The organism is Enterobacter cloacae complex sp. P17RS (assembly GCF_014895885.1).
In the GTDB taxonomy this organism is placed as follows: domain Bacteria; phylum Pseudomonadota; class Gammaproteobacteria; order Enterobacterales; family Enterobacteriaceae; genus Enterobacter; species Enterobacter bugandensis.
Map to the genome: position 1 here is coordinate 49882 of NZ_JADBQK010000017.1, position 26971 is coordinate 76852.

Annotated in this window: 25 protein-coding genes; 5 read left to right on the forward strand and 20 right to left on the reverse strand. The window is 56.5% G+C overall.

What is annotated here, in order from left to right; all coding sequences use genetic code 11:
• Positions 1-201: 201 nt before the first annotated feature.
• Positions 202-3024, forward strand: coding sequence for an excinuclease ABC subunit UvrA (gene uvrA, locus IM265_RS14190; RefSeq protein ID WP_193032009.1), 2823 nt, complete (start codon positions 202-204; stop codon positions 3022-3024).
• A gap of 3 nt (positions 3025-3027) precedes the next feature.
• Here uvrA and IM265_RS14195 read toward each other — a convergent pair whose 3' ends face one another.
• From IM265_RS14195 to dnaB, 6 genes are all read right to left on the reverse strand, one after another.
• Complete coding sequence (locus IM265_RS14195) at positions 3028-3381, reverse strand: MmcQ/YjbR family DNA-binding protein (protein ID WP_028015174.1); 354 nt, start codon at positions 3379-3381, stop codon at positions 3028-3030.
• A 2-nt stretch (positions 3382-3383) separates the two neighbouring features.
• On the reverse strand, positions 3384-3800 hold the full coding sequence (locus tag IM265_RS14200; protein ID WP_041911536.1) for a secondary thiamine-phosphate synthase enzyme YjbQ: 417 nt from the start codon (positions 3798-3800) through the stop codon (positions 3384-3386).
• A 112-nt stretch (positions 3801-3912) separates the two neighbouring features.
• Positions 3913-4626 (reverse strand): acid phosphatase AphA, encoded by a 714-nt coding sequence (gene aphA, locus IM265_RS14205; RefSeq protein WP_041911537.1) that lies wholly within the window; start codon positions 4624-4626, stop codon positions 3913-3915.
• Positions 4627-4844: 218 nt separating this feature from the next.
• Positions 4845-6038, reverse strand: a complete 1194-nt coding sequence (tyrB, locus tag IM265_RS14210) for an aromatic amino acid transaminase (protein WP_045260940.1) — start codon at positions 6036-6038, stop codon at positions 4845-4847.
• A gap of 109 nt (positions 6039-6147) precedes the next feature.
• The gene (gene alr, locus IM265_RS14215) at positions 6148-7227 is read right to left on the reverse strand and encodes an alanine racemase (protein WP_028015170.1); all 1080 of its coding nucleotides are present in this window, start codon (positions 7225-7227) and stop codon (positions 6148-6150) included.
• A 16-nt stretch (positions 7228-7243) separates the two neighbouring features.
• Entirely contained in the window at positions 7244-8656 is a 1413-nt protein-coding gene (dnaB, locus tag IM265_RS14220) for a replicative DNA helicase (protein WP_008503375.1), read from the reverse strand.
• Between the two features lie 66 nt (positions 8657-8722).
• Between dnaB and IM265_RS14225 the strand changes: the two genes are divergently transcribed.
• Positions 8723-9706 carry a quinone oxidoreductase gene (locus IM265_RS14225; RefSeq protein ID WP_193032011.1) on the forward strand — a complete coding sequence of 328 codons (984 nt, stop codon included), beginning with the start codon at positions 8723-8725 and terminating at the stop codon, positions 9704-9706.
• A gap of 184 nt (positions 9707-9890) precedes the next feature.
• On the opposite strand, the gene pspG is transcribed toward IM265_RS14225, so the two are convergent.
• From pspG to IM265_RS14245, 4 genes are all read right to left on the reverse strand, one after another.
• Positions 9891-10133, reverse strand: coding sequence for an envelope stress response protein PspG (gene pspG / locus IM265_RS14230; RefSeq protein ID WP_028015168.1), 243 nt, complete (start codon positions 10131-10133; stop codon positions 9891-9893).
• 135 nt (positions 10134-10268) lie between these two features.
• Positions 10269-11264, reverse strand: a complete 996-nt coding sequence (gene dusA / locus IM265_RS14235; protein WP_048959355.1) for a tRNA dihydrouridine(20/20a) synthase DusA — start codon at positions 11262-11264, stop codon at positions 10269-10271.
• Between the two features lie 82 nt (positions 11265-11346).
• A complete protein-coding gene (traF, locus tag IM265_RS14240) occupies positions 11347-12606 on the reverse strand; it encodes a conjugal transfer protein TraF (protein ID WP_153657273.1) in 1260 nt (419 codons plus the stop codon).
• 225 nt (positions 12607-12831) lie between these two features.
• Positions 12832-13320, reverse strand: coding sequence for a cupin domain-containing protein (locus IM265_RS14245; RefSeq protein ID WP_045260944.1), 489 nt, complete (start codon positions 13318-13320; stop codon positions 12832-12834).
• A gap of 115 nt (positions 13321-13435) precedes the next feature.
• Here IM265_RS14245 and zur point away from each other — a divergent pair, with 115 nt between their 5' ends.
• Entirely contained in the window at positions 13436-13948 is a 513-nt protein-coding gene (gene zur, locus IM265_RS14250; RefSeq protein ID WP_028015164.1) for a zinc uptake transcriptional repressor Zur, read from the forward strand.
• A gap of 48 nt (positions 13949-13996) precedes the next feature.
• On the opposite strand, the gene IM265_RS14255 is transcribed toward zur, so the two are convergent.
• The 4 genes from IM265_RS14255 to IM265_RS14270 form a co-directional block, all read right to left on the reverse strand.
• Positions 13997-14206 carry a CsbD family protein gene (locus tag IM265_RS14255; protein WP_014882139.1) on the reverse strand — a complete coding sequence of 70 codons (210 nt, stop codon included), beginning with the start codon at positions 14204-14206 and terminating at the stop codon, positions 13997-13999.
• Between the two features lie 120 nt (positions 14207-14326).
• Entirely contained in the window at positions 14327-15664 is a 1338-nt protein-coding gene (dinF, locus tag IM265_RS14260) for an MATE family efflux transporter DinF (protein WP_193032019.1), read from the reverse strand.
• Positions 15665-15727: 63 nt separating this feature from the next.
• Positions 15728-16336: a transcriptional repressor LexA gene (lexA, locus tag IM265_RS14265; protein ID WP_028015162.1), complete on the reverse strand. Its 609-nt coding sequence runs from the start codon at positions 16334-16336 to the stop codon at positions 15728-15730.
• 108 nt (positions 16337-16444) lie between these two features.
• Entirely contained in the window at positions 16445-16813 is a 369-nt protein-coding gene (locus IM265_RS14270; protein WP_193032021.1) for a diacylglycerol kinase, read from the reverse strand.
• Between the two features lie 154 nt (positions 16814-16967).
• Here IM265_RS14270 and plsB point away from each other — a divergent pair, with 154 nt between their 5' ends.
• Positions 16968-19388, forward strand: coding sequence for a glycerol-3-phosphate 1-O-acyltransferase PlsB (plsB, locus tag IM265_RS14275; protein ID WP_193032031.1), 2421 nt, complete (start codon positions 16968-16970; stop codon positions 19386-19388).
• Positions 19389-19489: 101 nt separating this feature from the next.
• Here plsB and gntU read toward each other — a convergent pair whose 3' ends face one another.
• The 5 genes from gntU to IM265_RS14300 form a co-directional block, all read right to left on the reverse strand.
• A complete protein-coding gene (gntU, locus tag IM265_RS14280; protein ID WP_014833577.1) occupies positions 19490-20830 on the reverse strand; it encodes a gluconate transporter in 1341 nt (446 codons plus the stop codon).
• Positions 20831-20833: 3 nt separating this feature from the next.
• Entirely contained in the window at positions 20834-21361 is a 528-nt protein-coding gene (gene gntK, locus IM265_RS14285; RefSeq protein ID WP_045260947.1) for a gluconokinase, read from the reverse strand.
• A gap of 126 nt (positions 21362-21487) precedes the next feature.
• Positions 21488-22483, reverse strand: coding sequence for a gluconate operon transcriptional repressor GntR (gene gntR, locus IM265_RS14290; protein ID WP_025757824.1), 996 nt, complete (start codon positions 22481-22483; stop codon positions 21488-21490).
• Between the two features lie 92 nt (positions 22484-22575).
• Positions 22576-23271, reverse strand: a complete 696-nt coding sequence (locus tag IM265_RS14295) for a pirin family protein (RefSeq protein WP_136484530.1) — start codon at positions 23269-23271, stop codon at positions 22576-22578.
• A gap of 123 nt (positions 23272-23394) precedes the next feature.
• Positions 23395-24432, reverse strand: coding sequence for an oxidoreductase (locus IM265_RS14300; RefSeq protein ID WP_193032033.1), 1038 nt, complete (start codon positions 24430-24432; stop codon positions 23395-23397).
• Positions 24433-24688: 256 nt separating this feature from the next.
• Between IM265_RS14300 and yhhY the strand changes: the two genes are divergently transcribed.
• Positions 24689-25177: an N-acetyltransferase gene (yhhY, locus tag IM265_RS14305; protein ID WP_063155548.1), complete on the forward strand. Its 489-nt coding sequence runs from the start codon at positions 24689-24691 to the stop codon at positions 25175-25177.
• Positions 25178-25225: 48 nt separating this feature from the next.
• Here yhhY and ggt read toward each other — a convergent pair whose 3' ends face one another.
• Positions 25226-26971 carry a gamma-glutamyltransferase gene (gene ggt / locus IM265_RS14310; RefSeq protein ID WP_074171895.1) on the reverse strand — a complete coding sequence of 582 codons (1746 nt, stop codon included), beginning with the start codon at positions 26969-26971 and terminating at the stop codon, positions 25226-25228.

Below are 26971 nucleotides of genomic sequence, written 5' to 3' on the forward strand. Positions count from 1 at the left end.
CATTTCCATGCTGCACTTTGATAGTTGCGTAGCACGTTCCAGAGTTCTCCCGCGAACTCAACATTGTTACACAGTGAATCAGAAAATGCATTCCAATACTGTATATTCAAACAGGTCATTTTGTGTCATAATTAGCCGTTTCTGACAGCCGTTTGTCCTTCAAACAAACCAGGCAATCCGTGTTCCAACCGGGAAAGGTGAATGGATAAGATCGAAGTTCGGGGCGCCCGCACCCATAATCTCAAGAATATCAACCTCATAATCCCTCGCGACAAACTCATCGTCGTGACCGGGCTTTCGGGGTCTGGCAAATCCTCACTGGCTTTCGACACCTTGTATGCCGAAGGACAGCGTCGTTACGTTGAATCGCTCTCGGCGTACGCGCGTCAGTTCCTGTCGCTGATGGAAAAACCGGATGTCGACCATATTGAAGGGTTATCGCCTGCTATCTCTATTGAGCAGAAGTCTACCTCGCATAACCCGCGTTCAACGGTCGGTACCATTACCGAAATCCATGACTACCTGCGTCTGCTGTATGCCCGCGTGGGTGAGCCGCGCTGCCCGGACCACGATGTCCCGCTGGCGGCACAGACCGTGAGCCAGATGGTGGATAACGTGCTGTCGCAGCCGGAAGGCAAACGCCTGATGCTGCTGGCACCGATCATCAAAGAGCGTAAAGGCGAGCACACCAAAACGCTGGAGAACCTGGCAAGCCAGGGCTATATCCGCGCCCGTATCGACGGCGAAGTGTGTGACCTGTCCGATCCGCCAAAGCTTGAGCTGCAAAAGAAACACACCATCGAAGTGGTGATTGACCGCTTTAAGGTGCGTGACGATCTCGCCACGCGTCTGGCTGAATCCTTTGAAACCGCGCTGGAACTCTCTGGCGGCACGGCCGTGGTCTCCGACATGGACGACCCGAAAGCGGAAGAGCTGCTCTTCTCCGCCAACTTCGCCTGCCCGATTTGCGGCTACAGCATGCGCGAGCTGGAACCGCGCCTGTTCTCGTTCAACAACCCGGCGGGCGCGTGCCCGACCTGTGACGGTCTGGGCGTGCAGCAGTATTTCGATCCGGATCGCGTGATCCAGAACCCCGAGCTGTCGCTCGCGGGCGGTGCGATTCGCGGCTGGGATAAGCGTAACTTCTACTACTTCCAGATGCTGAAGTCGCTGGCGGAGCACTACAAATTCGACGTTGAAGCGCCGTGGGCGAGCCTGAGCCCGAACGTGCACAAAGTGATCCTGTTCGGTTCCGGCAAAGAGAACATCGAGTTCAAATACATGAACGATCGCGGCGATACCTCCGTGCGTCGCCACCCGTTCGAAGGGGTGCTGCACAATATGGAGCGCCGCTACAAAGAGACCGAATCCAGCGCGGTGCGCGAGGAGCTGGCGAAGTTCATCAGCAACCGCTCCTGCGCCACCTGTGAGGGCACGCGTCTGCGTCGCGAAGCGCGCCACGTGTTTGTGGAAAACACGGCGCTGCCGACCATCTCAGACATGAGCATCGGCCACGCAATGGACTTCTTCAACAACCTGAAGCTTTCCGGCCAGCGTGCGAAAATCGCCGAAAAAGTGCTGAAAGAGATCGGCGATCGCCTCAAGTTCCTCGTGAACGTTGGCCTGAACTACCTGACGCTTTCCCGCTCGGCGGAAACGCTCTCCGGCGGTGAAGCCCAGCGTATCCGTCTGGCGAGCCAGATTGGCGCGGGCTTAGTCGGCGTGATGTACGTGCTGGATGAACCGTCCATCGGCCTGCACCAGCGCGACAACGAGCGTCTGCTCGGCACGCTGATCCACCTGCGCAATCTCGGCAACACGGTAATCGTGGTGGAGCACGACGAAGACGCAATTCGCGCCGCAGACCACGTGATCGACATCGGCCCGGGCGCGGGCGTGCACGGCGGCCAGGTGGTGGCGGAAGGTACGCTGAAGGACATTATGGCGGTGCCCGAGTCGCTGACCGGCCAGTACATGAGCGGCAAGCGCAAAATTGAAGTACCAAAACAGCGCGTCGCGGCGAACCCGGAAAAAGTGCTGGAGCTCACAGGGGCGCGCGGCAACAACCTGAAGGACGTCACCCTGACGCTGCCGGTTGGCCTGTTTACCTGCATTACCGGCGTGTCCGGTTCCGGTAAATCGACGCTGATCAACGATACGCTGTTCCCGATTGCGCAGACGGCGCTGAACGGCGCGACGCTGGCCGAGCCTGCACCGTACCGCGATATTCAGGGGCTGGAGCATTTCGACAAGGTTATCGACATCGACCAGAGCCCGATTGGCCGTACGCCGCGCTCTAACCCGGCAACCTATACCGGCGTCTTCACGCCCGTACGTGAACTCTTCGCCGGCGTACCGGAAGCGCGTTCGCGCGGGTATACGCCAGGACGTTTCAGCTTTAACGTGCGCGGCGGCCGCTGTGAAGCGTGTCAGGGCGACGGCGTGATCAAGGTTGAGATGCACTTCCTGCCGGATATCTACGTGCCGTGCGACCAGTGCAAAGGCAAGCGCTATAACCGCGAAACGCTGGAGATTAAATACAAAGGCAAGACCATTCACGAAGTGCTGGACATGACCATCGAAGAGGCGCGCGAGTTCTTTGACGCCGTCCCTGCGCTGGCGCGTAAGCTGCAGACGCTGATGGACGTAGGCCTGACCTACATTCGCCTGGGGCAGTCAGCAACAACCCTGTCCGGCGGTGAGGCGCAGCGCGTGAAGCTGGCGCGCGAGCTGTCCAAGCGTGGTACCGGCCAGACGCTCTACATTCTGGATGAGCCGACCACCGGCCTGCACTTTGCGGATATACAGCAGTTGCTTGAGGTGCTGCATCAGCTGCGCGATCAGGGCAACACGATTGTGGTCATCGAACATAATCTGGACGTGATTAAAACCGCGGACTGGATTGTCGATCTCGGCCCGGAAGGCGGTAGCGGCGGGGGTGAAATCCTCGTCTCCGGTACGCCAGAGACCGTTGCAGAGTGCGAAGCCTCGCACACCGCGCGCTTCCTTAAACCGTTGCTGTAATTGTTACACGGAGAGCTGCTGTCGGGTCGCTTCCGGCAGCAGTTCAACCGCCTGCTTGTAGGACGCATCCACCAGATAGTAAATTTGCGAGCCGGGCAGCGAGCCGTCCAGATAAACGGTACTCCAGTGCGCCTTATTGAGGTGCTGGCTCGGCCTCACATCATCATGCTGCTGACGTAATAGATCCGCCAGTTCCGGGCTGGTTTTCAGCGACGCCGCCGGGCGCCCTTCAACCTCTTTCACCATCGCAAACAGCACGTCTCCCACTTTGATCTGCGTGGCTTTCCAGTCGCTGTGAACGCTTTGTTCCGCGCCAGGCTTGCTCATGCAGTACTGAAGTATCTCCGAAATTGTCATCTTTATTCCCCTTGTAGCGTTGCGATAATTTTACGCGAACCACCGTGAATGCGATGTTCTCCCAGCCAGATCCCTTGCCACGTTCCCAGCATTAGCCGCCCGTTATGAACCGGCAGCATCAGCGATACGCCCAGCAGAGAAGATTTGATATGCGAAGGCATGTCATCTGCGCCTTCATAATCGTGCTCGTAGGGGGCGTTGTCCGGAACCGTCTTCAGGAAATGGTGTTCCATATCAGACCGGACGGTAGGGTCGCAATTTTCATTAAGCGTGAGGGAGGCTGACGTGTGCTGAAGCAGCAGATGCAGTAAACCCGTTTTGACGCGCGACAGGTCGCGGAGTTGCCCGATGACTTCGTCCGTCACCAGGTGAAACCCGCGGGGTTTAGCGCTTAAGGTCAGGGTCTGTTGATACCACATGAGCTGCTCCGTTCTGAAAGATGAATCTTTCTAAGTGTGCAGCAAGAAGGCGAAAGGTAAAACCCGCAGCGGCGGATTTGTTCAAAAAAGAATCAAACCCGCCGCTCTAGAACTAATACTCGGAGTTAACAATCACCTCCTCGCCAAACTTGCCTGCCATCGGCAGCGGTCGATAGGTAGAGTTAGAGGCACGCAGCACCCGGATCGCTCTGGCCCCCACATCCTGCGCCGCGGTAATGTCGTTATCCGAATCACCGTAGAACACTTTGATGTTTTTCTGCTCCAGCCACTGGGTTTTGGTGTTTTGTCCCTCTTTATCACCGGCAAAAATGACCGGATTCATGCTGGCCGCCGGGATCTGAAAATCGTCCTGCAGGGTTTTGGATACGGTCTCCGTTTTGGTCTGGCTACGGCCGGTGACAAAGTAAATGCTGTCGCCGCGCTTAACGTGCATGGCGATCAGCGCGCGGGCCACCTCTTTCGGAATGCTGAACTCATCCCAGCCGTTATTCATTTTTTCCCAGAACTCCGGGTTCTTCAGATACGCTTCGCTGTCCGGAGAATACGTTTTCTTGCCACGCCAGAAGCCAGGGCTTGAGAACAGCACGGTATCGTCAATGTCGAAGCCCACGGCCATTGGCGGGCGGCCCATCAGGCTGTTTTCGATTTGGGCCACGGAAACCCAGTGAATGGGTGCCTGCTCGGCAAGGATGGCGGCGGTGGTGCCGGTGTAAAGCGGCGTCGGTGCGGAAGCTCGCGCGACGACGGCGCTATTAAGCGAGAACAATAAGCAGGCGGCGCTGAGCGCCAGTGTGATCTTGCGCATATTTTCCCCTGAATATTCAGTTTGTTATCTTTATATTTTGAGTGGATGGTCAAAAATCTATCCGACCATAACCCCGGCGGGAGGGGAAGGAAAGGAGTTTTTACTTATAAAGATGAATAAAAAGAAGACGATCACAAAGTGCCGGGGGACGTGTTTATGCGGTCTGATGCCCTCACCCCAGCCCTCTCCCACGGGGAGAGGGCTGGGTTAGTGAGCATTTACATTACAGCAGCAAACGCCTGCGCCACGCGCTGGACGTTGCCGGCATTCAGGCCCGCCACGCACATACGGCCGCTGGCGATCAGGTAGACGCCGAACTCGTCACGCAGGCGATCGACCTGTGCCGCGCTCAGTCCGGTATAGCTGAACATCCCGCGCTGCTTGAGCAGATAGTCGAAGTTATGCCCCGGCACCGCCTCTTTCAGCACGTTAACAAGTTCCTGACGCATCGACAGAATGCGCTTGCGCATCGCTTCCACTTCCGCAAGCCAGGTGGCTTTCAGCTGTTCGTCGCCCAGAACGGTCGCCACCACCTGCGCACCAAAGTTCGGCGGGCTGGAGTAAATACGGCGGACCGTCGCTTTCAGTTGGCCGAGAACGCGCCCCGCGGCTTCGGCGTCTTCACACACCACGGACAGACCGCCAACGCGCTCGCCGTAGAGAGAGAAGATCTTTGAGAAGGAGTTGCTGACCAGCGCTGGCAGCCCGGCGCTGGCAACGGCGCGGATGGCGTAAGCATCTTCTTCCATGCCCGCGCCAAAGCCCTGATAGGCGATGTCGAGGAACGGGATCAAATTACGTGCCTTCAGCACCTCGATCACCGCATCCCACTGGGCATTGGTGAGGTCCGCCCCGGTCGGGTTATGGCAGCATGGGTGCAGCAGCACGATGCTGCGCGCCGGCAGGGTGTTCAGTTTTTCCAGCAGCGCTTCGACGCGCACGCCGTTGGTTTCGCTGTCGAACCACGGATAGGTCTCGACCTTAAAGCCCGCACCTTCAAAGATGGCCACGTGGTTTTCCCACGTCGGGTCGCTGACCCACACGCCGGAATCCGGGAAATATTTTTTCAGGAAATCTGCGCCTACCTTCAGCGCACCCGAGCCGCCCAGCGTCTGGATAGTCGCCACGCGCTTTTGCGCGAGCACCGCGTGGTCCGCACCAAACAGCAGCGGCGCAATCGTATTACGGTAGGTGTTTAACCCTTCCATCGGCAAATAAAGCGAAGCACCGTGCGGGGTTGCGTTAAGACGTGCTTCGGCTTCGGCAACGGCTTTCAGTTGAGGAATGATGCCATCCTCGTTGTAATACAGACCAATGCTGAGGTTCACTTTATCGCTGCGAGGATCTTCTTTGAAACGCTCCATTAAGGAGAGAATAGGGTCGCCGGCGTAGGCGTCTACTTTCTGAAACACGCGATGTTCTCCGGATTATTATGAGGCAGGGTTTTCAACAATAAACCGGAAGCGGAATAAGATCGAGGGGATGTTAACAGAAGCGGGATGCATCGCATCCCGTTAAAGCTCAGTCGATGTATTTCATCGCCACCCGCGACGTCAGACGCGTAATAAGTTCGTAAGCACTTACTTTTGTAATCTCAGCAATGCGCTCGACGGGCAGACCTTCACCCCACATCACCGCATCGTCGCCCGCTTTATCCTGCGCGCCGGGCCCAAGATCCACGCAAATCATGTCCATCGCCACGCGGCCGACAATTTTCACTTCACGACCATTGACCAGCACCGGCGTGCCCGTTGGTGCCGCGCGCGGATAGCCGTCGCCGTAGCCCATCGCCACCACGCCAAGCCGCGTGTCGCGCTCGCTGGTCCAGGTACCGCCGTAACCCACCGGCTCGCCCGCTTTGTGCTCCCGCACGGCAATCAGCTTTGATACCAGCGACATCACCGGCTTAAAGCCTAAGTCCGGCCCCCAGGGTTTATTCTCAAGCGGGGAAACGCCATACAGGATAATCCCCGGACGCGCCCAGTCGAAGTGGGATTGCGGCCACAGCAGAATGCCGCCGGATGCCGCAATGGAGCGCATTCCCGGCTTGCCTTCGCAGAAGGTGTTGAAGATATCAAGCTGCTGCTCGGTTGCGCCACATTCGGGCTCATCGGCACGGGCGAAGTGGCTGACGATATTGACCGGCTGACGCACATTTTTGCACTGGCACAAACGCTGATAAAACGCCTCCGCGTTTTCCGGACGCACGCCCAGCCTGTGCATGCCCGTATCGAGCTTCATCCAGACGGTGACCGGCTCGCTCAGTTCAGCCGTTTCCAGCGCGGCCAGTTGTTCTTCGTTATGGACAGCCGTATGCAGCTGCTGGTCTGCAATGGTCGGCAGATCTGAGGCTTCAAAAAAACCTTCGAGGAGCAGAATCGGTTGCGTAATGCCGCCTGCGCGCAGGCGGAGAGCTTCTTCGAGACGGGCGACGCCAAAGGCGTCGGCATCGGGGAGCGTTCGCGCGGTCTCAAGAAGACCGTGTCCGTAAGCGTTCGCTTTCACGACTGCAACGAGCCTGCTGGCGGGCGCCAGTTCACGCAGACGTTGCAGGTTGTGTCGCAGAGCGCGGCGGTTAATAACAACAGTTGCCGCTTGCATTTGAATTCCTTAGAAATTACTCATCATCATATTGAGGACCGGCATAGTTGTCGAAACGCGACCACTGTCCGTTAAAGGTCAGACGTACCGTACCGATGGGGCCGTTACGTTGCTTACCAATAATAATTTCGGCGATCCCTTTCAGGTCGCTGTTCTCGTGATAGACCTCATCACGGTAGATGAACATGATTAAGTCGGCATCCTGCTCAATGGAGCCGGATTCACGCAGGTCGGAGTTGACCGGGCGTTTGTCTGCACGCTGTTCCAGGGAGCGGTTAAGCTGCGACAGCGCCACTACCGGCACGTGAAGCTCTTTAGCTAACGCCTTGAGCGAGCGGGAAATCTCTGCAATTTCCAGCGTACGGTTGTCGGAGAGCGACGGGACGCGCATCAGCTGAAGGTAGTCGATCATGATAAGGCCGATGCCGCCGTGTTCACGGGCGATGCGGCGCGCGCGGGAGCGCACTTCCGTCGGCGTCAGGCCGGAGGAGTCATCGATATAGATGTTCCGTTTTTCCAGCAAAATGCCCATGGTGCCGGAGATGCGCGCCCAGTCCTCGTCGTCGAGCTGGCCGGTACGGATGCGGGTCTGATCCACGCGCGACAGGGATGCCAGAGAACGCATCATAATCTGCTCCGAGGGCATCTCGAGACTGAAAATAAGCACCGGCTTATCCTGCAACATCGCCGCATTTTCGACGAGGTTCATCGCAAATGTCGTTTTACCCATCGACGGACGCGCCGCGACGATAATCAAATCCGACGGCTGAAGACCCGCCGTTTTTTTGTTGAGATCGTCATAGCCTGTGTTCACCCCGGTCACGCCGTCGTGCGGCTGCTGGAAAAGCTGCTCTATACGCGCAACGGTGGCGTCGAGTACGTCGGCGATGTTTTTCGGGCCTTCATCTTTGTTGGCACGGCTTTCGGCGATTTTAAAGACGCGGGACTCAGCAAGGTCGAGCAGGTCTTCGCTGGTGCGGCCCTGCGGGTCGAATCCGGCTTCGGCGATTTCGTTCGCTACCGAGATCATCTCGCGGACGACGGCACGTTCGCGCACGATGTCGGCGTAAGCGCTGATGTTCGCCGCACTTGGCGTGTTTTTTGACAGCTCTGCCAGGTAGGCAAAGCCGCCGACGCTGTCCAGCTGCCCCTGACGCTCCAGCGACTCCGCGAGCGTGATCAGGTCAATCGGGCTGCCGGACTCCTGCAGGCGCGCCATTTCGGTAAAGATATGGCGGTGCGGACGTGTGTAGAAATCTTCAGACACTACGCGCTCGGCGACGTCGTCCCAGCGTTCGTTATCCAGCATTAAACCGCCCAACACCGACTGTTCCGCTTCAATCGAGTGCGGCGGGACTTTTAACCCTGCGACCTGGAAATCACGCTCGCGAGGTTCAGTCTGTTTGTTGAAGGGTTTGTTTCCTGCCATAGTGAATGGAGTTACCGAGATAAAGAGTGGGTCGAAAGATTACCATATTTTTCTTACGGAGGGAGCATGGCAACGCGCATTGAGTTCCAGAAACACGGCGGTCCTGAAGTGCTGAAAGCGGTGGAGTTTACCCCCACCGCGCCTGGCGAGAACGAAATTCAGGTGGAAAACAGAGCTATCGGCATTAACTACATTGATACCTATATTCGCGGCGGTCTCTACCCGCCTCCGTCAATGCCGAGTGGCCTGGGCACTGAGGCGGCCGGCATCGTCAGCAAAGTGGGCAGTGCGGTTAAGCACATTAAAGAAGGCGATCGTGTGGTGTATGCACAGTCTGCCCTGGGCGCTTATAGCTCCATCCACAACGTCCCGGCGGACAAAGCCGCCCTGCTGCCGAACGCCATCTCCTTTGAGCAGGCGGCCGCCTCATTCCTGAAAGGGCTGACGGTCTATTACCTGCTGCGCAAAACCTACGAAATTAAGCCCGATGAGCAGTTCCTGTTCCATGCTGCCGCCGGTGGCGTGGGGCTGATTGCCTGCCAGTGGGCGAAAGCCTTAGGCGCGAAGCTGATCGGCACCACAGGCAGTGCGCAAAAAGCCCAGCGTGCGCTGGACGCGGGCGCGTGGCAGGTGATCAACTACCGGGAAGAGAGCATCGTCGAGCGGCTAAAAGAGATTACCGGCGGCAAAAAAGTACGCGTCGTGTATGACTCGGTGGGGAAAGACACCTGGGAAGCGTCGCTGGACTGCCTGCAGCGTCGCGGGCTGATGGTGAGCTTTGGTAACGCCTCAGGCGCTGTCACCGGCATCAATCTCGGCATTCTGAATCAGAAAGGGTCGCTGTACGTGACGCGCCCTTCTTTGCAGGGTTACATCACCAACCGGGAAGAACTGGAGGAAGCCAGCAACGAGTTGTTCTCGCTAATAGCCAGCGGCGTGATTAAGGTGGATGTGGCGGATGCGCAGAAATACCCGCTAACCGATGCGCAGCGCGCGCATGAGGTGCTGGAAAGCCGGGCGACGCAGGGTTCCAGTTTGCTAATTCCCTGACCCCCAAAAAGAAATTGGGCTTCCCGTGGGAAGCCCTTTCTTTTTTTAGTTCGGCTGTATGTAGGGTACAGCTCGATGAATTCTGTAGCGGCAGCCATAGTGACAGATTCGATAAGTAAATCCTATTCTGTTCTAAGCCATGCTGCCGGAAAAGTTACAAGTATGTGACGAACCCCTCAATACCTTAGTAACGGAAGCGGTTATTGCGCTGATAAGTCGGCAGTTTTGGCGCTTTAATCGCCCGTATTACCCACACCACGGCGATAGCCAGCAGCAGCCACGGCAGCAGTTTGATCGTCAGGGCAAATAATCCGCCAATAAACATAACCACCGTGGCCACAACGAGCGCGGCCAGAATGCCGAGCAGCGACACGCCCGTGACCATCAGCATGACAAAAAAGCCAATCACAAAAAGTAGTTCAAGCATGGTGCTCTCCCACGAGTTCCCGAATGATGCTGCAATCATTACAAGAATCATGCCAAAACTAACCTATTGTTCTTAAAGCAAAACGCCCCGCGAGGATCCGCAGGGCGTGGTGAATTTGACGATCTTTTAGCGAAATTATCGCTTATCCGCCACCAGCCGCAGCGCATGTTCCAGCACCTCAATATCGGCACCGGCTTTATGCGCGTTCTCACTGAGGTAGCGACGCCACTGGCGCGCGCCCGGAATACCCTGGAACAGGCCAAGCATATGGCGGGTGATGTGGCCTAGATAGGTGCCATTGCTCAACTCGCGCTCAATGTAAGGGTACATGGCACGCACGACGGTAACCGGATCGGTGTCTGCGCCTGCAACGCCAAAGATTTCGCGATCGACCGTCGCCAGAATGCCCGGATTTTGATACGCCTCGCGCCCGACCATCACGCCATCCATATGCTCAAGGTGCGCTTTCGCCTCTTCCAGCGACGTAATACCGCCGTTGATTGACATCGTCAGGTGCGGGAAATCACGTTTCAGCTGGTACACGCGCGGGTAGTCCAGCGGCGGGATCTCACGGTTCTCTTTCGGGCTAAGGCCTGAAAGCCAGGCTTTGCGGGCGTGGATGATAAACATCTCACACTCGCCTTTCCCTGACACCGTATTGATGAAATCGCACAGGAATTCGTAGCTGTCCTGGTCGTCAATGCCGATACGGGTTTTGACCGTCACAGGAATGGAGACCACATCGCGCATCGCTTTAATGCAGTCCGCCACCAGCTGTGCGTTACCCATCAGACAGGCGCCGAACATGCCGTTTTGCACGCGGTCGGAAGGGCAGCCAACGTTCAGGTTGATCTCGTCGTAGCCGCGTTCTTCCGCCAGCTTTGCACACTGGGCCAGCGCGACCGGATCGCTGCCCCCCAGCTGCAGCGCAACCGGATGCTCTTCTTCACTGTATGCCAGGTAGTCGCCCTTACCGTGAATAATTGCGCCCGTGGTCACCATTTCGGTGTACAGCAGCGTATGGCGGGAGAGCTGGCGCAGGAAATAGCGGCAGTGTCTGTCCGTCCAGTCGAGCATTGGCGCAATAGAGAAACGGTGTGCAGGAAAAGCGGTCTGGTGTTCTGACGACATGGCGAAGTTTTAAGCATCTGGTGGAAAAGGGGCGCTACTATAGCACAAAGAAAAGCCGGAGGCGCAGCGCCTCCGGTGTACTTTAGAACGTCATGCTCAGCTGAGCCCCTGCGCCCCAGGTTTCGTCCTCGCCATACAGGCCCATCAGGTCAACATGAACGGTATTGAACGGCGCGAAACCGACACCGCCGGTAAAGACGTTGCTGTCGTTCCCTTTCATATCCGCACGATAACCGGCACGCACCGCCAGCCAGCTCAGCGGAGTCACTTCAGCACCGACCCCAACATACTGCGACGTATCTTCGCTCTTAAAGCCTTTGGTTTCGGTCAGATCGCCATCGGCGGTCAGGGTCACCAGATCGTTGTGCCAGGCAGCGCCCGCGGTCACCAGCGGACGGATCTGGTAGGTGTCTTTATAGCTCACCACTTCCCCCGTACGCCCGTTGCGGATGCGGATATCTTTGGTGTCGATATCGCGCGACATCAGGTTTTGCCCGCTCACGCCGACCGTCCAGTTTTCGCCAAAATCAGCGGCAATACCGGCATCGACGTTAAAGCCGGTATCGTCTGTACGGTAGCGGCTATCGTTCCACTTATTACTGTCGTAATCGTAGATCGAGGTGGTGTAGTTATAGATCCAGCTTTTTTGCAGTTTTGGCGTCACGCCCACGGAAACCGGAACGCCGCCAAGGTCAAACTGGCGGGCAACGGCAATACCGTAGTCGGAGATAATCGCCGCCCGACCGGACGCCGTTGAGTTGAGGTTTTTAGTGATCTGGTCCGTGCCGTTCAGCGCAGCGTCCAGGGCAACGCCGGCAGCCACCAGATTGCTTCTTTGAATACCGCGCAGATAATCAATATCCTGCTGGTCGATAGACGAACTTACCCGGCCATGGGCGTACCCTTTCGCCATAAAGGCCACTGAAAGCACATCGTTAGGGATACTTACTGCAAGGCCTGCTCCTGCCGTCGCGCGAGCGGTTTTGCCTTTGAGATAGTCCAGCTCATCGGCCAGATCTTTGGCCGCGCCCTGGAACTGGTTGATGGAGCCTAACGGATTAGTAATAACCTCGATTGGCGTAAGGTTATCAACCACATCCTTATAGTGATTGATTTTGTCGTTGATGGTATCAATCTCATCCTGAAGATTGTCCTCATCCGTTACCTGCACCCCAACGGACGGCAAAATGACCGTCACGTCATCGTCCGGTTTTGCCTTTGCCAGCAGCGCGGGGTTAATTAACGCCCCGCTACCATAATTGCCCGAAGCAACGCCGGTGCCCCCCATCGCGTCGCTACGTGATTCTGTCCAGGTATTGGCTGCTCCCGCCTGATTTGCCATAAACAAGGAGACAGCGATGCTAACCACCGAAAATTTAAAATGTTTTTTCACAGTATGCCCGTCTTATAGTCTGTTATGAAATAACCCCTGTCTGTTATCCCCCAAACAGGCGCGAACTATTGCTGTGAATAAAGATAAAAAGACCCGCTAATTCATTCCCTAAGTAAAACTTCCTTACGGCCTGTTGTAATTTGTGACGGCCCTCAATATTTATAGAAGAGGAAATTATTTTTTCCCAGGTTTTCCATCGTGCGGCCCAAAAAACTGTGGCGGATGGTCTACCCAGCGATCTTCCCGCGTGGCGGCATAAACCGGGTTAAGCGGATAGTAGATGCGGTTGTGCTTCTTGTTGGCCTCCCCCACCACCAGTAGCCGAACCTCTTCCTCTGTGTTGTTGATAAAGGTGTGGCATACCCCCGTTCCGGCGGGAAAGCCCACGCTGTCTCCGGGTTCGAGTTTCCACAAATAGCCATTAATCCAGGCTTCAGGATAGCCCTCAAGCACGTAGATAAACTCTTCTTCGTCACTTTCCGCATGGGGATAGGACGTCCGACGCCCCGGCGGTAAACGTTCATGATGAATGCCTATACGCCTGAGGCCCAGGCTGCGCGCCAGCGGCGATCCGATGGAAAAAAGCTCGTTACTGTCGGGGTAGGTGGCGTCATCTGGCCCTTCTACGTCGCGCCAGTGCTTGATACAGTCTGGTTTTTTCATTGTTACATTCCCGGTTTGCGATGCGTCAGGTATAGCACAGCCTGGCGGATATCGGTGTTTTTGCCAGAACATGATAAAGTGAGGGTTTTATCTCCCAGAACATCCGAGGTGCTAAATGGATAAGTCCACAAAAGAGCTGTTAGCGCAGGCCGAAAAGCTGTGCGCGCAACGCAATGTGCGCCTGACCCCGCAGCGCCTTGAAGTCTTGCGCCTGATGAGCCTGCAACAGGGGGCGATCAGCGCCTACGATCTGCTCGACCTGCTCCGCGAAAGCGAGCCGCAGGCTAAACCGCCCACGGTGTATCGCGCGCTGGATTTCCTGCTGGAACAAGGGTTTGTGCATAAAGTCGAATCCACAAACAGCTATGTCCTGTGCCATCTTTTCGATCAGCCAACGCATACATCGGCCATGTTTATCTGCGATCGTTGCGGCGTAGTGAAAGAAGAGGGAGCGGAAGGCGTAGAGGACATTATGCACACGCTGGCGGCAAAAATGGGTTTTGCCCTGCGTCATAACGTGATTGAAGCGCACGGGCTGTGTTCTGCATGCGTTGAGGTGGAAGCCTGTCGACATCAGGATGCGTGTCAGCACGACCACTCAATTCTGATAAAGAAAAAGCCGCGTTAGCAGCAAAAGAAAGGCGGCTCTTAAGCCGCCTCTGTGGGTTATTCAGCGTTACCAGCGGTAGTCGTTACGCGTTTCCCAGTCTTTGACTTCGTTTTCCGCCTGATCTTTCGCGTAGCCGTAACGTTCCTGAATTTTACCGACAAGCTGATCGCGCTTGCCTTCAATGACGGTCATATCGTCATCAGTCAGCTTACCCCACTGTTCTTTCGCTTTACCTTTGAACTGCTTCCAGTTGCCGCCGATTTCGTCTTTATTCATCATCGTGTCCTCTTAGTTAAGCGTCGGGTCGTAACGTCCGTTACGTTCTTTTCTGCTGGACGTGATAATAATAGTAGTTGAGGATTCGGCAGTTGATTTCATATTCGGAATCTTTAACCGTCACGATATATCGTGACGGGAAGGAAGCCAGGTATTATTTTGCCAGTGGCGATGCCAGATAAAGGCAAGCGAGAGGCCGCGCAGTGAGAGAAAGACCGCAAGCGCCAGCCACAAACCGTGATTATCCAGCCACGGAAGCGTCAGCAGCGTCAAACCAAACCCCGCCGCCGCAACCGCCATACTGTTGCGCATTTCCGCTCCGCGCGTCGCACCGATAAACATGCCGTCCAGCAGATAACACCACACCCCCACCACCGGCAAGATCACCTGCCAGACGATGTAGTGGTCCGCCAGTTCACGTAAAGCCGGGATCGAAGTGAGTAATGCAATAATGTCACGGCCAAAACAGGCATAAATGAGTGCAAACGCCAGTGCCACCAGTCCCGCTTGTCGACAGGCTGCCCGCCAGACATCCCTAAGCTGGCCACTTTCCCGCGCGCCGTACGCCTGCCCGGAATGCGCCTCAACGGCGTAGGCGAAGCCGTCCAGCGCGTAGGCGGTAAACGTCAGCAATGTCATCAGGACCGCATTCACCGCGACGATCTCAGGCCCAAGACGGGCACCAAAAACCGTCAATGCGCCAAAACAGAGTTGTAGCAGAAGCGAGCGCAGCATGATGTCACGGTTGAGCGCCAGCAGTTTACGGATATTGCCGCGCCATGCGCTTTTCAGCATTACAAGGGATATCCCGCGCAGGGCCAGCACGCGCCAGACCATCCACAGCCCAATGAGTAAGGTTCCGTATTCGGCAATCGCCGTCGCCAGTGCCGCACCGCGCACGTCCATATGCAGGCCCATCACCAGCCAGAGATCGAGCACAATGTTGAGAAGGTTTCCCACGACCAGCAAAATCACTGGCGCACGGGCGTATTGCACACCCAGTAACCACCCCAGCAGAACCAGGTTTGCCAGCGAAGCGGGCGCGCTGAGCCAGCGGATTTCCAGGAAGCGACGCGCCTGCTCCAGTACCGCCTCGCTGCCACCAACAACATGGAGCGCAAGGTCTATCAGGGGCGTGCGCAGTAAAACAATGAGTACCCCCGCGCCAAGCGCCAGGATCAGCGGCTGCACCAGCGCACGCGCCAGACGTAACGGATCTTTCGCACCATACGCCTGTGCAGTGAGCCCGGTGGTGCTCATACGTAAAAAGAGCAGCAGCATAAACAGAAAGCTGGTTGCCGTCGCGCCAATCGCCACGCCGCCAAGATAAACAGGGGAATCGAGATGACCAATAACGGCCGTATCGACCAGACCCAGCAAGGGCACGGTGATATTGGAGAAAATCATCGGCAGGGCAAGACGCCACAATGCCTTATCAGATGCCGTCAGCAGTGACATGAGAGATACCGGGAAGGGTAAATGAAGCAGGCTACAGCGGAAGCGTAGCCTGTCAGGAAGAGATTACAGCCATTCGCCGTTACGAATCACGCCAACAGCCAGACCTTCAATAGAGAAGCTCTGTTCGCGGAGGTCGACCACAATCGGGGTGAACTCGTTGTTTTCGGGCAACAGCTGAACAGTGTTACCCTGTTTTTTCAGGCGCTTAACGGTCACTTCGTCATCAATGCGCGCAACCACCACCTGGCCGTTTCGCACATCCTGCGTTTTGTGAACGGCCAGAAGGTCGCCATCAAGAATGCCGATGTCTTTCATCGACATCCCGCTAACGCGCAGCAGAAAATCAGCGCTCGGCTTGAACATACCAGGATCGACCTGGTAGTGACCTTCAATATGCTGTTGTGCCAGCAGCGGTTCACCTGCGGCAACGCGGCCTATCAGCGGAATGCCCGTCTCTTCTTCCACCAGCAGGCGGATACCACGCGACGCGCCTGACACAATCTCAATCACACCCTTACGCGCCAGCGCTTTCAGGTGTTCCTCGGCAGCATTCGGAGAACGGAAACCCAGACGCTGCGCGATTTCCGCACGCGTGGGTGGCATACCCGTCTGGCCGATATGATCCCGAATGAGATCAAACACCTCTTGCTGCCTGGTCGTTAATGCTTTCATTCCGCCCCCTGGGTGTATATACAGTTATGCTGTGAGTATATACAGTCAAAGGCGATTTTGGAACCAAAAACTGCACAAAAAACCAGGGACTTAATTATTCCTCGAGCATCATCGGAAATGTGACCAAAGCAGCGTGACCCAGGTAATGGCTGCGGTGATAATCGCCAGCAGGACAGCGGCGGAGCCCATATCTTTCGCGCGGCCAGAGAGCTCGTGAAAATCAGAGCCGATCCGGTCGACCACGGCCTCAATAGCGCTATTGAGAATTTCCACTATCATCACCAGAAGTACGGAACCGATGAGAAGCACGCGGGTAATGGCATCTACATCAAGGAAACAGGCAATGATAACCGCGACGATAGCGGCGACACTTTCCTGGCGAAAAGCAGCTTCATTGACCCACGCGGCACGGAAACCTTTCCATGAATAGCCGGCGGCTTTGATGATACGCGTCAACCCAGTGGTATTATTGGCCATTAAAAGAACCTTTTTTAAAAAAGAGCGTCAGTAACAGGAGCTGCAGCGCGTTTCGCTGCCGCCTGAAGTATGACGGGTAACAACAGAAATTTTGCGCGCTTTCTGTTATCCTTGCGCCGCAATTGCATTATTAACCAGAGGCTTTACATCGTTTATGTCCGGCTGGCCACGAATTTACTACAAATTACTTAATTTACCATTAAGCATACTGGTAAAAAGCAAGTCTATCCCAGCAGAACCCGCGCTGGAACTGGGGCTCGATACGTCGCGCCCTATTATGTACGTTTTGCCTTATAACTCTAAGGCCGACCTGCTAACGCTCCGTGCCCAGTGTCTGGCGCATGATTTACCCGATCCGCTTGAACCACTGGAAGTTGACGGCACTTTGCTGCCGCGCTACGTGTTCATTCACGGCGGGCCGCGCGTGTTTACCTATTACACACCGAAAGAAGAGTCCATCAAGCTGTTCCACGACTATCTCGACCTGCACCGCAGCAATCCTGACCTGGATGTGCAGATGGTGCCGGTATCGGTGATGTTTGGTCGCCGTCCGGGCCGCGAAAAAGGCGAAGAGAACCCGCCGCTGCGCATGCTTAACGGCATCCAGAAGTTCTTCGCGGTCTCCTGGCTGGGACGCGACAGCTTTGTGCGCTTCTCCCCTTCCGTCTCCCTTCGCCGAATGGCGGACGAGCACGGCACTGACAAGATCATCGCGCAAAAACTGGCGCGCGTGGCGCGTATGCACTTTGCCCGTCAGCGCCTGGCGGCCGTAGGGCCACGTCTTCCGGCGCGTCAGGACCTGTTCAACAAGCTGCTGGCCTCCAAAGCGATCGCCCGCGCCGTTGAAGACGAAGCGCGCAGCAAGAAAATTTCCCATGAGAAAGCCCAGCAGAACGCCATTGCGCTGATGGAAGAGATCGCAGCGAACTTCTCCTACGAGATGATTCGCCTGTCCGATCGTATTCTCGGCTTTACCTGGAACCGCCTGTATCAGGGCCTCAACGTGCATAACGCTGAGCGTGTACGTCAGCTGGCGCACGATGGTCATGAGATTGTCTATGTCCCCTGCCACCGCAGCCACATGGACTACCTGCTTCTCTCCTACGTGCTCTATCACCAGGGGCTGGTACCGCCGCACATTGCCGCCGGTATTAACCTGAACTTCTGGCCAGCAGGCCCGATTTTCCGCCGCCTGGGCGCGTTCTTTATTCGTCGTACCTTCAAGGGCAACAAGCTCTACTCCACCGTGTTCCGCGAGTATCTCGGCGAGCTGTTCAGCCGCGGCTACTCCGTAGAGTACTTCGTTGAGGGCGGGCGCTCCCGTACCGGTCGTCTGCTCGATCCGAAGACCGGCACGCTGTCAATGACCATTCAGGCGATGCTGCGCGGCGGTACGCGTCCAATCACGCTTGTGCCAATTTACATTGGCTATGAGCACGTGATGGAAGTGGGCACGTACGCCAAAGAACTGCGCGGTGCGACCAAAGAGAAAGAGAGCCTGCCGCAGATGCTGCGCGGCCTGAGCAAGTTACGCAACCTGGGTCAGGGCTACGTAAACTTTGGCGAGCCGATGCCGCTGATGACGTATCTGAACCATCATGTTCCGGATTGGCGCGAGTCTATCGACCCTATCGAAGCGGTGCGTCCGGCCTGGCTGACGCCAACGGTGAACGGTATCGCGTCCGAACTGATGGTGCGCATTAACAACGCCGGTGCGGCCAATGCGATGAACCTGTGCTGTACGGCGCTGCTGGCTTCACGTCAGCGTTCCCTGACCCGTGAACAGCTCACGGAGCAGCTGGACTGCTATCTGGACATGATGCGCAACGTGCCATACTCGGTTGATTCGACAGCTCCTTCTGCTACCGCCAGCGAGCTTATCGATCACGCGCTGCAGATGAATAAGTTCGAAGTCGAGAAAGATACGATCGGCGATATCATCATTCTGCCGCGCGAGCAGGCCGTACTGATGACGTACTACCGCAACAACATCGCTCATATGCTGATGCTGCCGTCGCTCATGGCGGCCATTATCACCCAGCATCGCCGTATTTCACGTCAGGAGCTGTTGCGCCACGTTGAGACGCTCTACCCAATGCTTAAAGCGGAGCTATTCCTGCGCTGGAGCAAGGAAGAACTGGCCGTTGAGCTGGATAAACTGACGGAAGAGCTGCGCCGTCAGGGGCTGATCACCGTTGCGAACGACGAGCTGCACATCAATCCGTCACGCTCCCGTACCCTGCAACTGCTGGCGGCCGGTGCGCGCGAAACGCTGCAGCGCTACGCCATTACGTTCTGGCTGCTGAGCGCGAACCCGTCCATCAACCGCGGCACGCTGGAGAAAGAGAGCCGGACGCTGGCGCAGCGCCTGTCTGTTCTGCACGGCATTAACGCCCCGGAATTCTTCGACAAGGCGGTATTCAGCTCGCTGGTGCTGACGCTGCGTGACGAAGGCTTCATCAGCGATACGGGCGATGCCGAGCCGGAAGAGACGCTGAAGGTTTACCAGATGCTGGCTGAACTGATTACGTCGGATGTGCGCTTGACGATTGAGAGCGCGACGCAGGGCGAGTAACACAATGCCGGGTTATGGCCCGGCCTGATGCCCTGGATAATAAAAAAGGCCCGGTAAGCGCTGACGCTACCGGGCCTTTTTGACTTGTTAAATCATTGCATTTAGCTGAGCAGCGTAAAGGCAATCATCCCGACAATGGCCCCGGTGGTGCCGAGGATGGTTTCCATCAGCGTCCAGGTTTTCAGGGTTTGCGCTTCGGTCGCACCAGTAAACTTGCCGAACAGCCAGAAGCCAGCGTCGTTAACGTGCGAGACGACAATCGAACCGCCCGCGATGCAGATAGACAGCGCGGCCATCTGCGCACCGGAGTAGTTCAGCTGTTCAATCACCGGCATCACCAGACCCACGGCGGTTAAGCACGCCACGGTTGCAGACCCCTGAATGATACGCACCGCCGCAGCCAGCACGAAGCAGGTTACCGCAATCGGCAGGCCCATTCCGGTCAGTGCTTCACCCAGAGCCGGGCCCACGCCGGAATCCACCAGCACCTGCTTGAACACGCCGCCGGCACCGATCACCAGCAGGATAATACCCGCAGGCTGCAGCGCGGCACCGCAGATCTCCATCACGCGGTCTTTCGGCATACCCTGGCGCATCGCCAGGCCGTAAATCGCCACCAGACACGCCACCAGAATCGCCGTGAACGGGTGACCAATGAACTCAAACCATTCGTACGCGGTAGAACCGACCGGCACAAAGCGCGCGGCAATGGTTTTCAGACCCACCAGCACCAGCGGGAGCAGGATCAAAGAAAGGCTAAAGCCGAATGACGGCATTTTGCCTTCGCCCAGGTGCGGCTCGGTGATGTCGTCCGGGATGTGCAGCTCAACGTAACGGCTGATGAAATTGCCCCACAGCGGACCGGCGATAATCATCCCCGGGATGGCCGCACACAGGCCAATCAGGATCATCCAGCCAAAATCGGCGTGCATCTGGGAGGCCAGCAGCATCGGCGCCGGCCCTGGCAGCAGAAACGCCGCAGCCGCCGCCACGCCCGCAAACAGCGGAATGACCAGCTTCACGAGGTTAGTGCCGGTATGGCGCGCCATGGAGAAGGCGACGCTGATGAGCAGCACCACCGCCACTTCAAAGAACAGCGGCAGTGCGCAAATCAGACCGGCCAGGCCAATCGCGTAATGCGCGCGGCTGTGCCCGAAGGATTTGAGCATTTTGACGGCAATCTGGTCGACCGCGCCCGTCTCATGCAGAATCTTGCCAAACATCGCGCCCAGCGCGACCACAATCGCCAGGAAGCCCAGCGTGCCTCCCATCCCTTTTTCCATCGTCGCGGCGATCTTGTCGAGCGGCATACCGGAAAAGAGACCTGCACCAATAGAAACCACCATCAAAGCAACGAAGGCGTGCATACGCGCCTTCATCACTAAAAACAGCAGCAGCAATACCGAACCCACTGCTGTCAAAACTAGCGTTAATGTACTCAAAACTTACTGCCTTTTGTTAATGACCTCGATGGTGCTGGCTACAACACCTTCCAGCGGCTGATCGATATCAACCACTAAGACGTCTTTTTCATCTTCACCCGGCTCCTGAAGCGCTTCGAACTGCGTCACCAGCATCTGGGTTTTAAAGAAGTGGCCTTTACGCGCTTTCAGACGGCTTTCAATCACCCCGAAATCGCCTTTCAGGTAGATGAACGAGAGGTTCGGATTGCCGTCGCGCAGCAGGTCGCGGTAGGTTTTTTTCAGCGCGGAGCAGACGATCAGGGAGACTTTGTTGGTGCGCTGCATCGCGAACGCGGCGTCATTCAGCGCCTGCAACCACGGTTTGCGGTCGTCATCGTTCAGCGGTTCGCCGGAGGCCATTTTCATGATGTTGCTGCGCGGATGGAGGAAGTCACCATCAAGAAACGCAGCCTGAAGTTGATGCGCCACTTCGCTCGCCACGGCAGATTTACCGCTACCGGACACGCCCATCAGGACGTAAACGTGGTGATCGTGATTAGTCGTGCTCAAAGGGTGTCCCTCAGTCAATTGTTACGGGTAACAGTTATCGGTAACATTGTCCTGCTGGGGCAAAAGAGAAGCAATATCCAAACGTGCGCGAAGTGAATAAGTGTGAGCTACTTCAAATTTGTCAGTTCAAATAGATCCACCCGGTGACAAGGTGAAACCTAAATCTAACATTTTAGGGGTAACCGTCTCTCCACGAATGCGCGCCAGCAGGCGTTCTGCACCAATGCGGCCCATGCGTTCACGCGGTGTCAGAACGCTCGCCAGACGCGGCTCCATCACCTGACCGATGTCGTGACCGTGGAAGCCGGCAATCGCCATGTCATCAGGGATCTTCAGCCCCAGACGCTGGCATTCAAACGCCGCGCCCACCGCAAGGTCATCGTTGGTACAGAAAATACCGTCCAGTTGCGGATACTCGCGTCGTGCCTGACGCATCAGCTCAATACCCGAGGTGTAAGATGAGGACTGCTCCACCATCACGCTGTACGGGGTTAAATTTGCGTCGAGCATCGCCTGCTCGTATCCCTTCTGTTTGATGATAGTACGTTCATCAAGACGCGCACCCAGATAGGCAATATGACGATGACCGCGGGCGATGATCGCCGCTGTCATCTGACGAGCCGCTTCAAAGTTATCGAACCCAACGGCGATGTCGAGGCATGGCGACTGGCTGTCCATGAGCTCCACCACCGGAATACCGGCGACTTCAATCATTTTGAGCGTGCGCGGCGTGTGGGTACGTTCGGTTAAAATCAGGCCGTCAATGTTCCAGGAAAGCATTGATTCAAGACGTTCCTCTTCCAGTTCCGGCTTGTACCCATAGTGAGCGAGCATGGTCTGGTAGCCAAACGCATCGGTGACGCTTTCAATGCCGCGCAGAACTTCAGCGAAAACCTGGTTGGTCAGGGAAGGAAGCAGAACGCCCACCGCACGGCTGGTCGCATTGGAGAGAATATCGGGGGCGCGGTTGGGAATATAACCCAGTTCATCAAGGGCGGCGGCAATCTTGCCACGCAACGCCACGGAAACCTGTTCCGGGTTACGTAAAAAACGGCTGACCGTCATTTTGGTCACACCGACGCGATCGGCGACATCCTGAAGTACGGGGCGTTTCTTTTTCATCGTCCTGAGAAATCTTGAAGTGAGAGATTTGCTCAGTTTATCACGGACAAAGCTCAACCTTCCCCGTTTAAAAGGGAAGGTTGAGAAATTATTTAGACCGGAGGCAGGTCAAACAGCAGGATTTCGCTTTCGCTGTCGGCGTGCACGGAGAGCGCCTGCTCATCCCAGACGGCCAGACCATCGGCGGTGGTGGCTTTGGTGCCGTTGATAGACACTTCCCCTTTCACCACCTGGATCCAGACGCGGCGGTTGGCGGCAATCTGGTGCACGGACTGCTCGTCTTTCGCCAGCGCCCAGCGGTACAGCTCCATATCCTGATGCACTTTCAGGGAACCTTCACGCGCGTCCGGGGACAGCACCAGCTGTTTGCCCTGTTTCGCGTCGAAGCGGCGCTGCTCGTAGCGTGGCGTGATGCCGGTCTCTTCTGGAATGATCCAGATTTGATACAGGTGCAGTTTTTCCGTTTTGCTCGGGTTGTACTCAGAGTGACGCACCCCGGTACCCGCGCTCATAATCTGGAACTCGCCCGCCGGCACCTGCTCTTTGTTGCCCATGCTGTCCTGGTGCTCAACCGCCCCTTCCAGCACATAGGTCAGGATTTCCATGTCTTTGTGCGGGTGGGTACCGAAGCCCTGGCCTGCATCAATCACGTCGTCGTTAATCACGCGCAGCGCGGAGAAGCCCATGAAGTTCGGGTCGTAGTAGTCGGCAAACGAGAATGAATGCCATGAGTCCAGCCAGCCATGATTTGCGTGACCGCGTTCGTTTGCTTTGCGTAAGTAGAGCATTGTTTTCACCCTCAGTTCGTTTCGATGGAGTAAGTGTGGACTCAAACGGTCGGGGATCATAGAGGGTGAAAATTGACTCCTCTGTTCAAAAATTATGAACAAGCCCAGAGGAGCCGTTTTTGCTTATTTCGCGAGGGTTACCGTGGCAGGAGAAGCCTGTTCGAAGGCCCGTTCAAGGATTTCAAGGTTGGTCAGAACGTCAGATTCCTTGACGTAATTCGGCGCGCCGCTGGTGAGGGTTTCATACAGTGCATCGTAGACGCGGCCATAGTCGCCGGTTTCCGGTTTCAGCTCTTCTTTGACCGTTACGCCCTCATCGTTCACGTACTCCAGCACGCCTACGGAATCGTCCGCTGCAAAGCCCGGTTCGCCCGGCATGATGTTGGCCTTCAGGCTGGTCTCCTGCTGGTCAATGCCGTACTTAATGAACGAGCCTTTGGTGCCATGAACGATAAATTTCGGGTAATCGATTTTCACCAGGTGACTGGTTTTAACTATAGCCTTAAGGTCGCCGTAGAACAGCTGGGCCTCGAAGGTATCGTCCGGGTTGGCTTTGTTGCGCAGGCTGCGAATGTCATACGCTACGTGGTCCGGGCGGCCAAACAGGGAGATGATCTGGTCCATGGTGTGTACGCCCAGACCATAGAACGAGCCGTCCTGCGGCAGGCCGGGCTGGGTTTCCGCCACCGGGCGGTAGTAATCGAAGTGGCTTTCGATTTCCACAATGTCGCCAAGCTTGCCGCTCTCAATCGCCTTTTTCGCCGTCAGAAAACAGCTGTCAAAGCGACGGTTCTGATACGGGGTAACGGTTAGTCCTTTGCTTTTCGCCAGCGTAAACAGCGCTTTCGCTTCGGCAATGGTCGGGGTGAACGGCTTTTCCACCAGCACGTTCTTGCCCGCTTCGAGCGCGCGTTTCGCATAGTCAAAATGGCTGTCGGCATGGGTGCAGACAACCACCAGCTTTACCTGCGGGTCATTCAATACTTCATCGAGATCGCTGGTGAAGTGAATGTGGGAGTACTGCGGGGATTGCTCTTCCGGCTTCGCGCGGCGGCGGTAAATCTGGGCCACATGCCAGGTGTCTTTACGGTGGAGGACATACGGAAGGTGGTAACGCGTGGTGCTTTTGCCAAATCCAATAAATGCGCAATGTAGTGTCATGGCTCAGTCCTTTTGGAAGGTTACTGAGTTTAACCATAACAAAAAAAAAGCCAGCGAGAAGCTGGCTAAAGTAATACTGGAAGCAATGTGAGCAATGTCGTGCTTTCAGGTTCCCGTAGGGGTCCTCCTGAATGCAAAGCAATAATAATCATTCTCATTCGCACTTGTCCAATACTTTTTGCAAAAAATAGCGGTTGACTCAAATTTTAAAGTCATTGATGTTGGAGGGGACTTTTAACCGACTGAGGAACAAGGAATGAGTGAGATAGTGATACGCCACGCTGAACCGAGAGATTACGATGCCATTCGTCAGATCCACGCCCAGCCGGAGGTGTACCACAACACGCTACAGGTTCCTCATCCCTCAGAGCAGATGTGGCATGACCGGCTAACCGATCAGCCCGGCATTAAACAGCTGGTGGCTTGTATCGACGGGACCGTCGCCGGGCACCTGTGCATTGCCGTCGCACAACGCCCGCGTCGCAGCCACGTTGCCGATTTCGGTATTTGTGTGGGTGCGCAATGGCAAAATCGGGGCGTTGCCAGCGCGCTGATGCGAACCATGATTGATATGTGCGACAACTGGCTGCGCGTCGATCGCATTGAGTTAACGGTATTTGTTGATAACGAACCGGCAATCGCGGTGTACAAAAAGCACGGGTTCGTAATTGAAGGCACCGGCAAGCGCTACGCCCTGCGCAACGGCGAATATGTGGACGCGTACTTCATGGCGAGAATGAAGTGACACACTCCCCTCTCCCCTATGGGGAGAGGGTTAGAGTGAGGGGAATAATCAATACCCCGCCGTCAAATCATCCACCGAACGCGGATCCGACGCGCCAAACAGCGCGCCGTCTGGCCCCACCATAATGCTCTGGGTGCTGCCCATCGCCTCTTTCACAGCCACCTTCTGTCCGCGCTGCTCCAGCAGCTTGATGGTGTCCGGGCTAAAGCCCTTCTCCACGCGCAGCTCGTCCGGCAGCCACTGATGATGGAAACGCGGCGCATTGGTCGCCTCGGCGACGTTCATGCCAAAGTCGATGCTGTTCACCACCATCTGTAGCACGGTAGTTATGATGCGGCTCCCGCCAGGGCTGCCGGTCACCAGCCAGGTTTTCCCGTCTTTCACCACGATGGTTGGCGACATGGACGACAGCGGACGCTTCTTCGGCCCCACCGCATTCGCATCGCCGCCGACCAGCCCGTAGACGTTTGGCACGCCCGGCTTGGCGGAGAAGTCATCCATCTCGTTGTTCAGCAGAATGCCGCTGTTGCCCGCCACAATCCCGGTGCCAAAGGTGGTGTTGAGCGTATAGGTTACCGCCACCGCATTGCCGTCTTTATCCACCACCGAGAAGTGGGTCGTCTGGTTGCTTTCATACGGCGCCAGCTTGCCGGGGCGGATCTCGCTCGACGGCTTAGCCTTGTTGATGTCGATCTGATCGGCAATGGATTTTGCATACGCCTTGTTGGTCAGCGCCTGCCACGGCACCTTCACGAAGTCCGGATCACCGAGGTATTCCGAGCGGTCGGCATAGGCGCGTTTTTCCGCCTCCGCCATCACCTGCATGGCATCCGCGCTGCCGAAGCCGAACTTGTGCATATCAAAGTTTTCAAGAATATTGAGGATCTGCACGATGTGAATGCCCCCGGAGGACGGCGGCGGCATGGAGAAGACCTCGTAGCCGCGGTAGGTGCCGCTAATCGGCTCGCGCTCGACCGCCCTGTATTCCGCCAGGTCAGCTTTGGTGATAAGCCCGCCGTTCTTCTGCATCTCTTCCGCAATCTGGTCGGCAATCGCCCCTTTGTAGAACGCGTCCGGGCCGTGCTCCGCAATCAGCTCCAGGCTTTTGGCGAGGTTCTTCTGCACCAGCTTATCGCCCTTCTTCAGCGGTTCACCGTCTTTCCAGAAGATCGCCTTGCTGTTTTCGTGATTGGGAATGACTTCACTGCCGTAGGTCTTGAGGTCGTCCGCCAGGGCGTCATTGACCACAAAACCCTCCCGCGCCAGCCTGATGGCAGGCTGCACCACCTTGTTCAGCGGCATCGTGCCGTATTTTTCCAGCGCCAGCGAGAAGCCCGCAACGGTGCCCGGCGTGCCGGAGGCGAGGTGCGAGGTCAGGGATTTTTTGCTGTCCGGGTTACCCTGGTCGTCGAGGAACATATCGCGGGACGCCTGAGAAGGCGCCATTTCTCGGAAGTCGATGGCCGTGGTTTTGCCGTCTTTAGTGCGCAGCATCATAAAGCCGCCGCCGCCCAGATTCCCCGCCTGCGGATGCGTTACCGCCAGCGCGTACCCGACCGCGACCGCCGCATCCACCGCGTTACCGCCCTGCTTGAGAATATCGACGCCCACTTGGGTCGCCAGCGCGTCAACCGAGGCCACCATGCCGTGCGTGGCCCGCACGGGGTGAAAAACATCCTCTTCCACGCCGTAAGAGACGGGAGGAGCGGCGGGCGGGTTGGCCGCCACGGTAAATGTGCCGCCTGCCATCAGCGCGGCGATGGCGACCCAGCGCAAGAAGGTTGGTTTCATCAT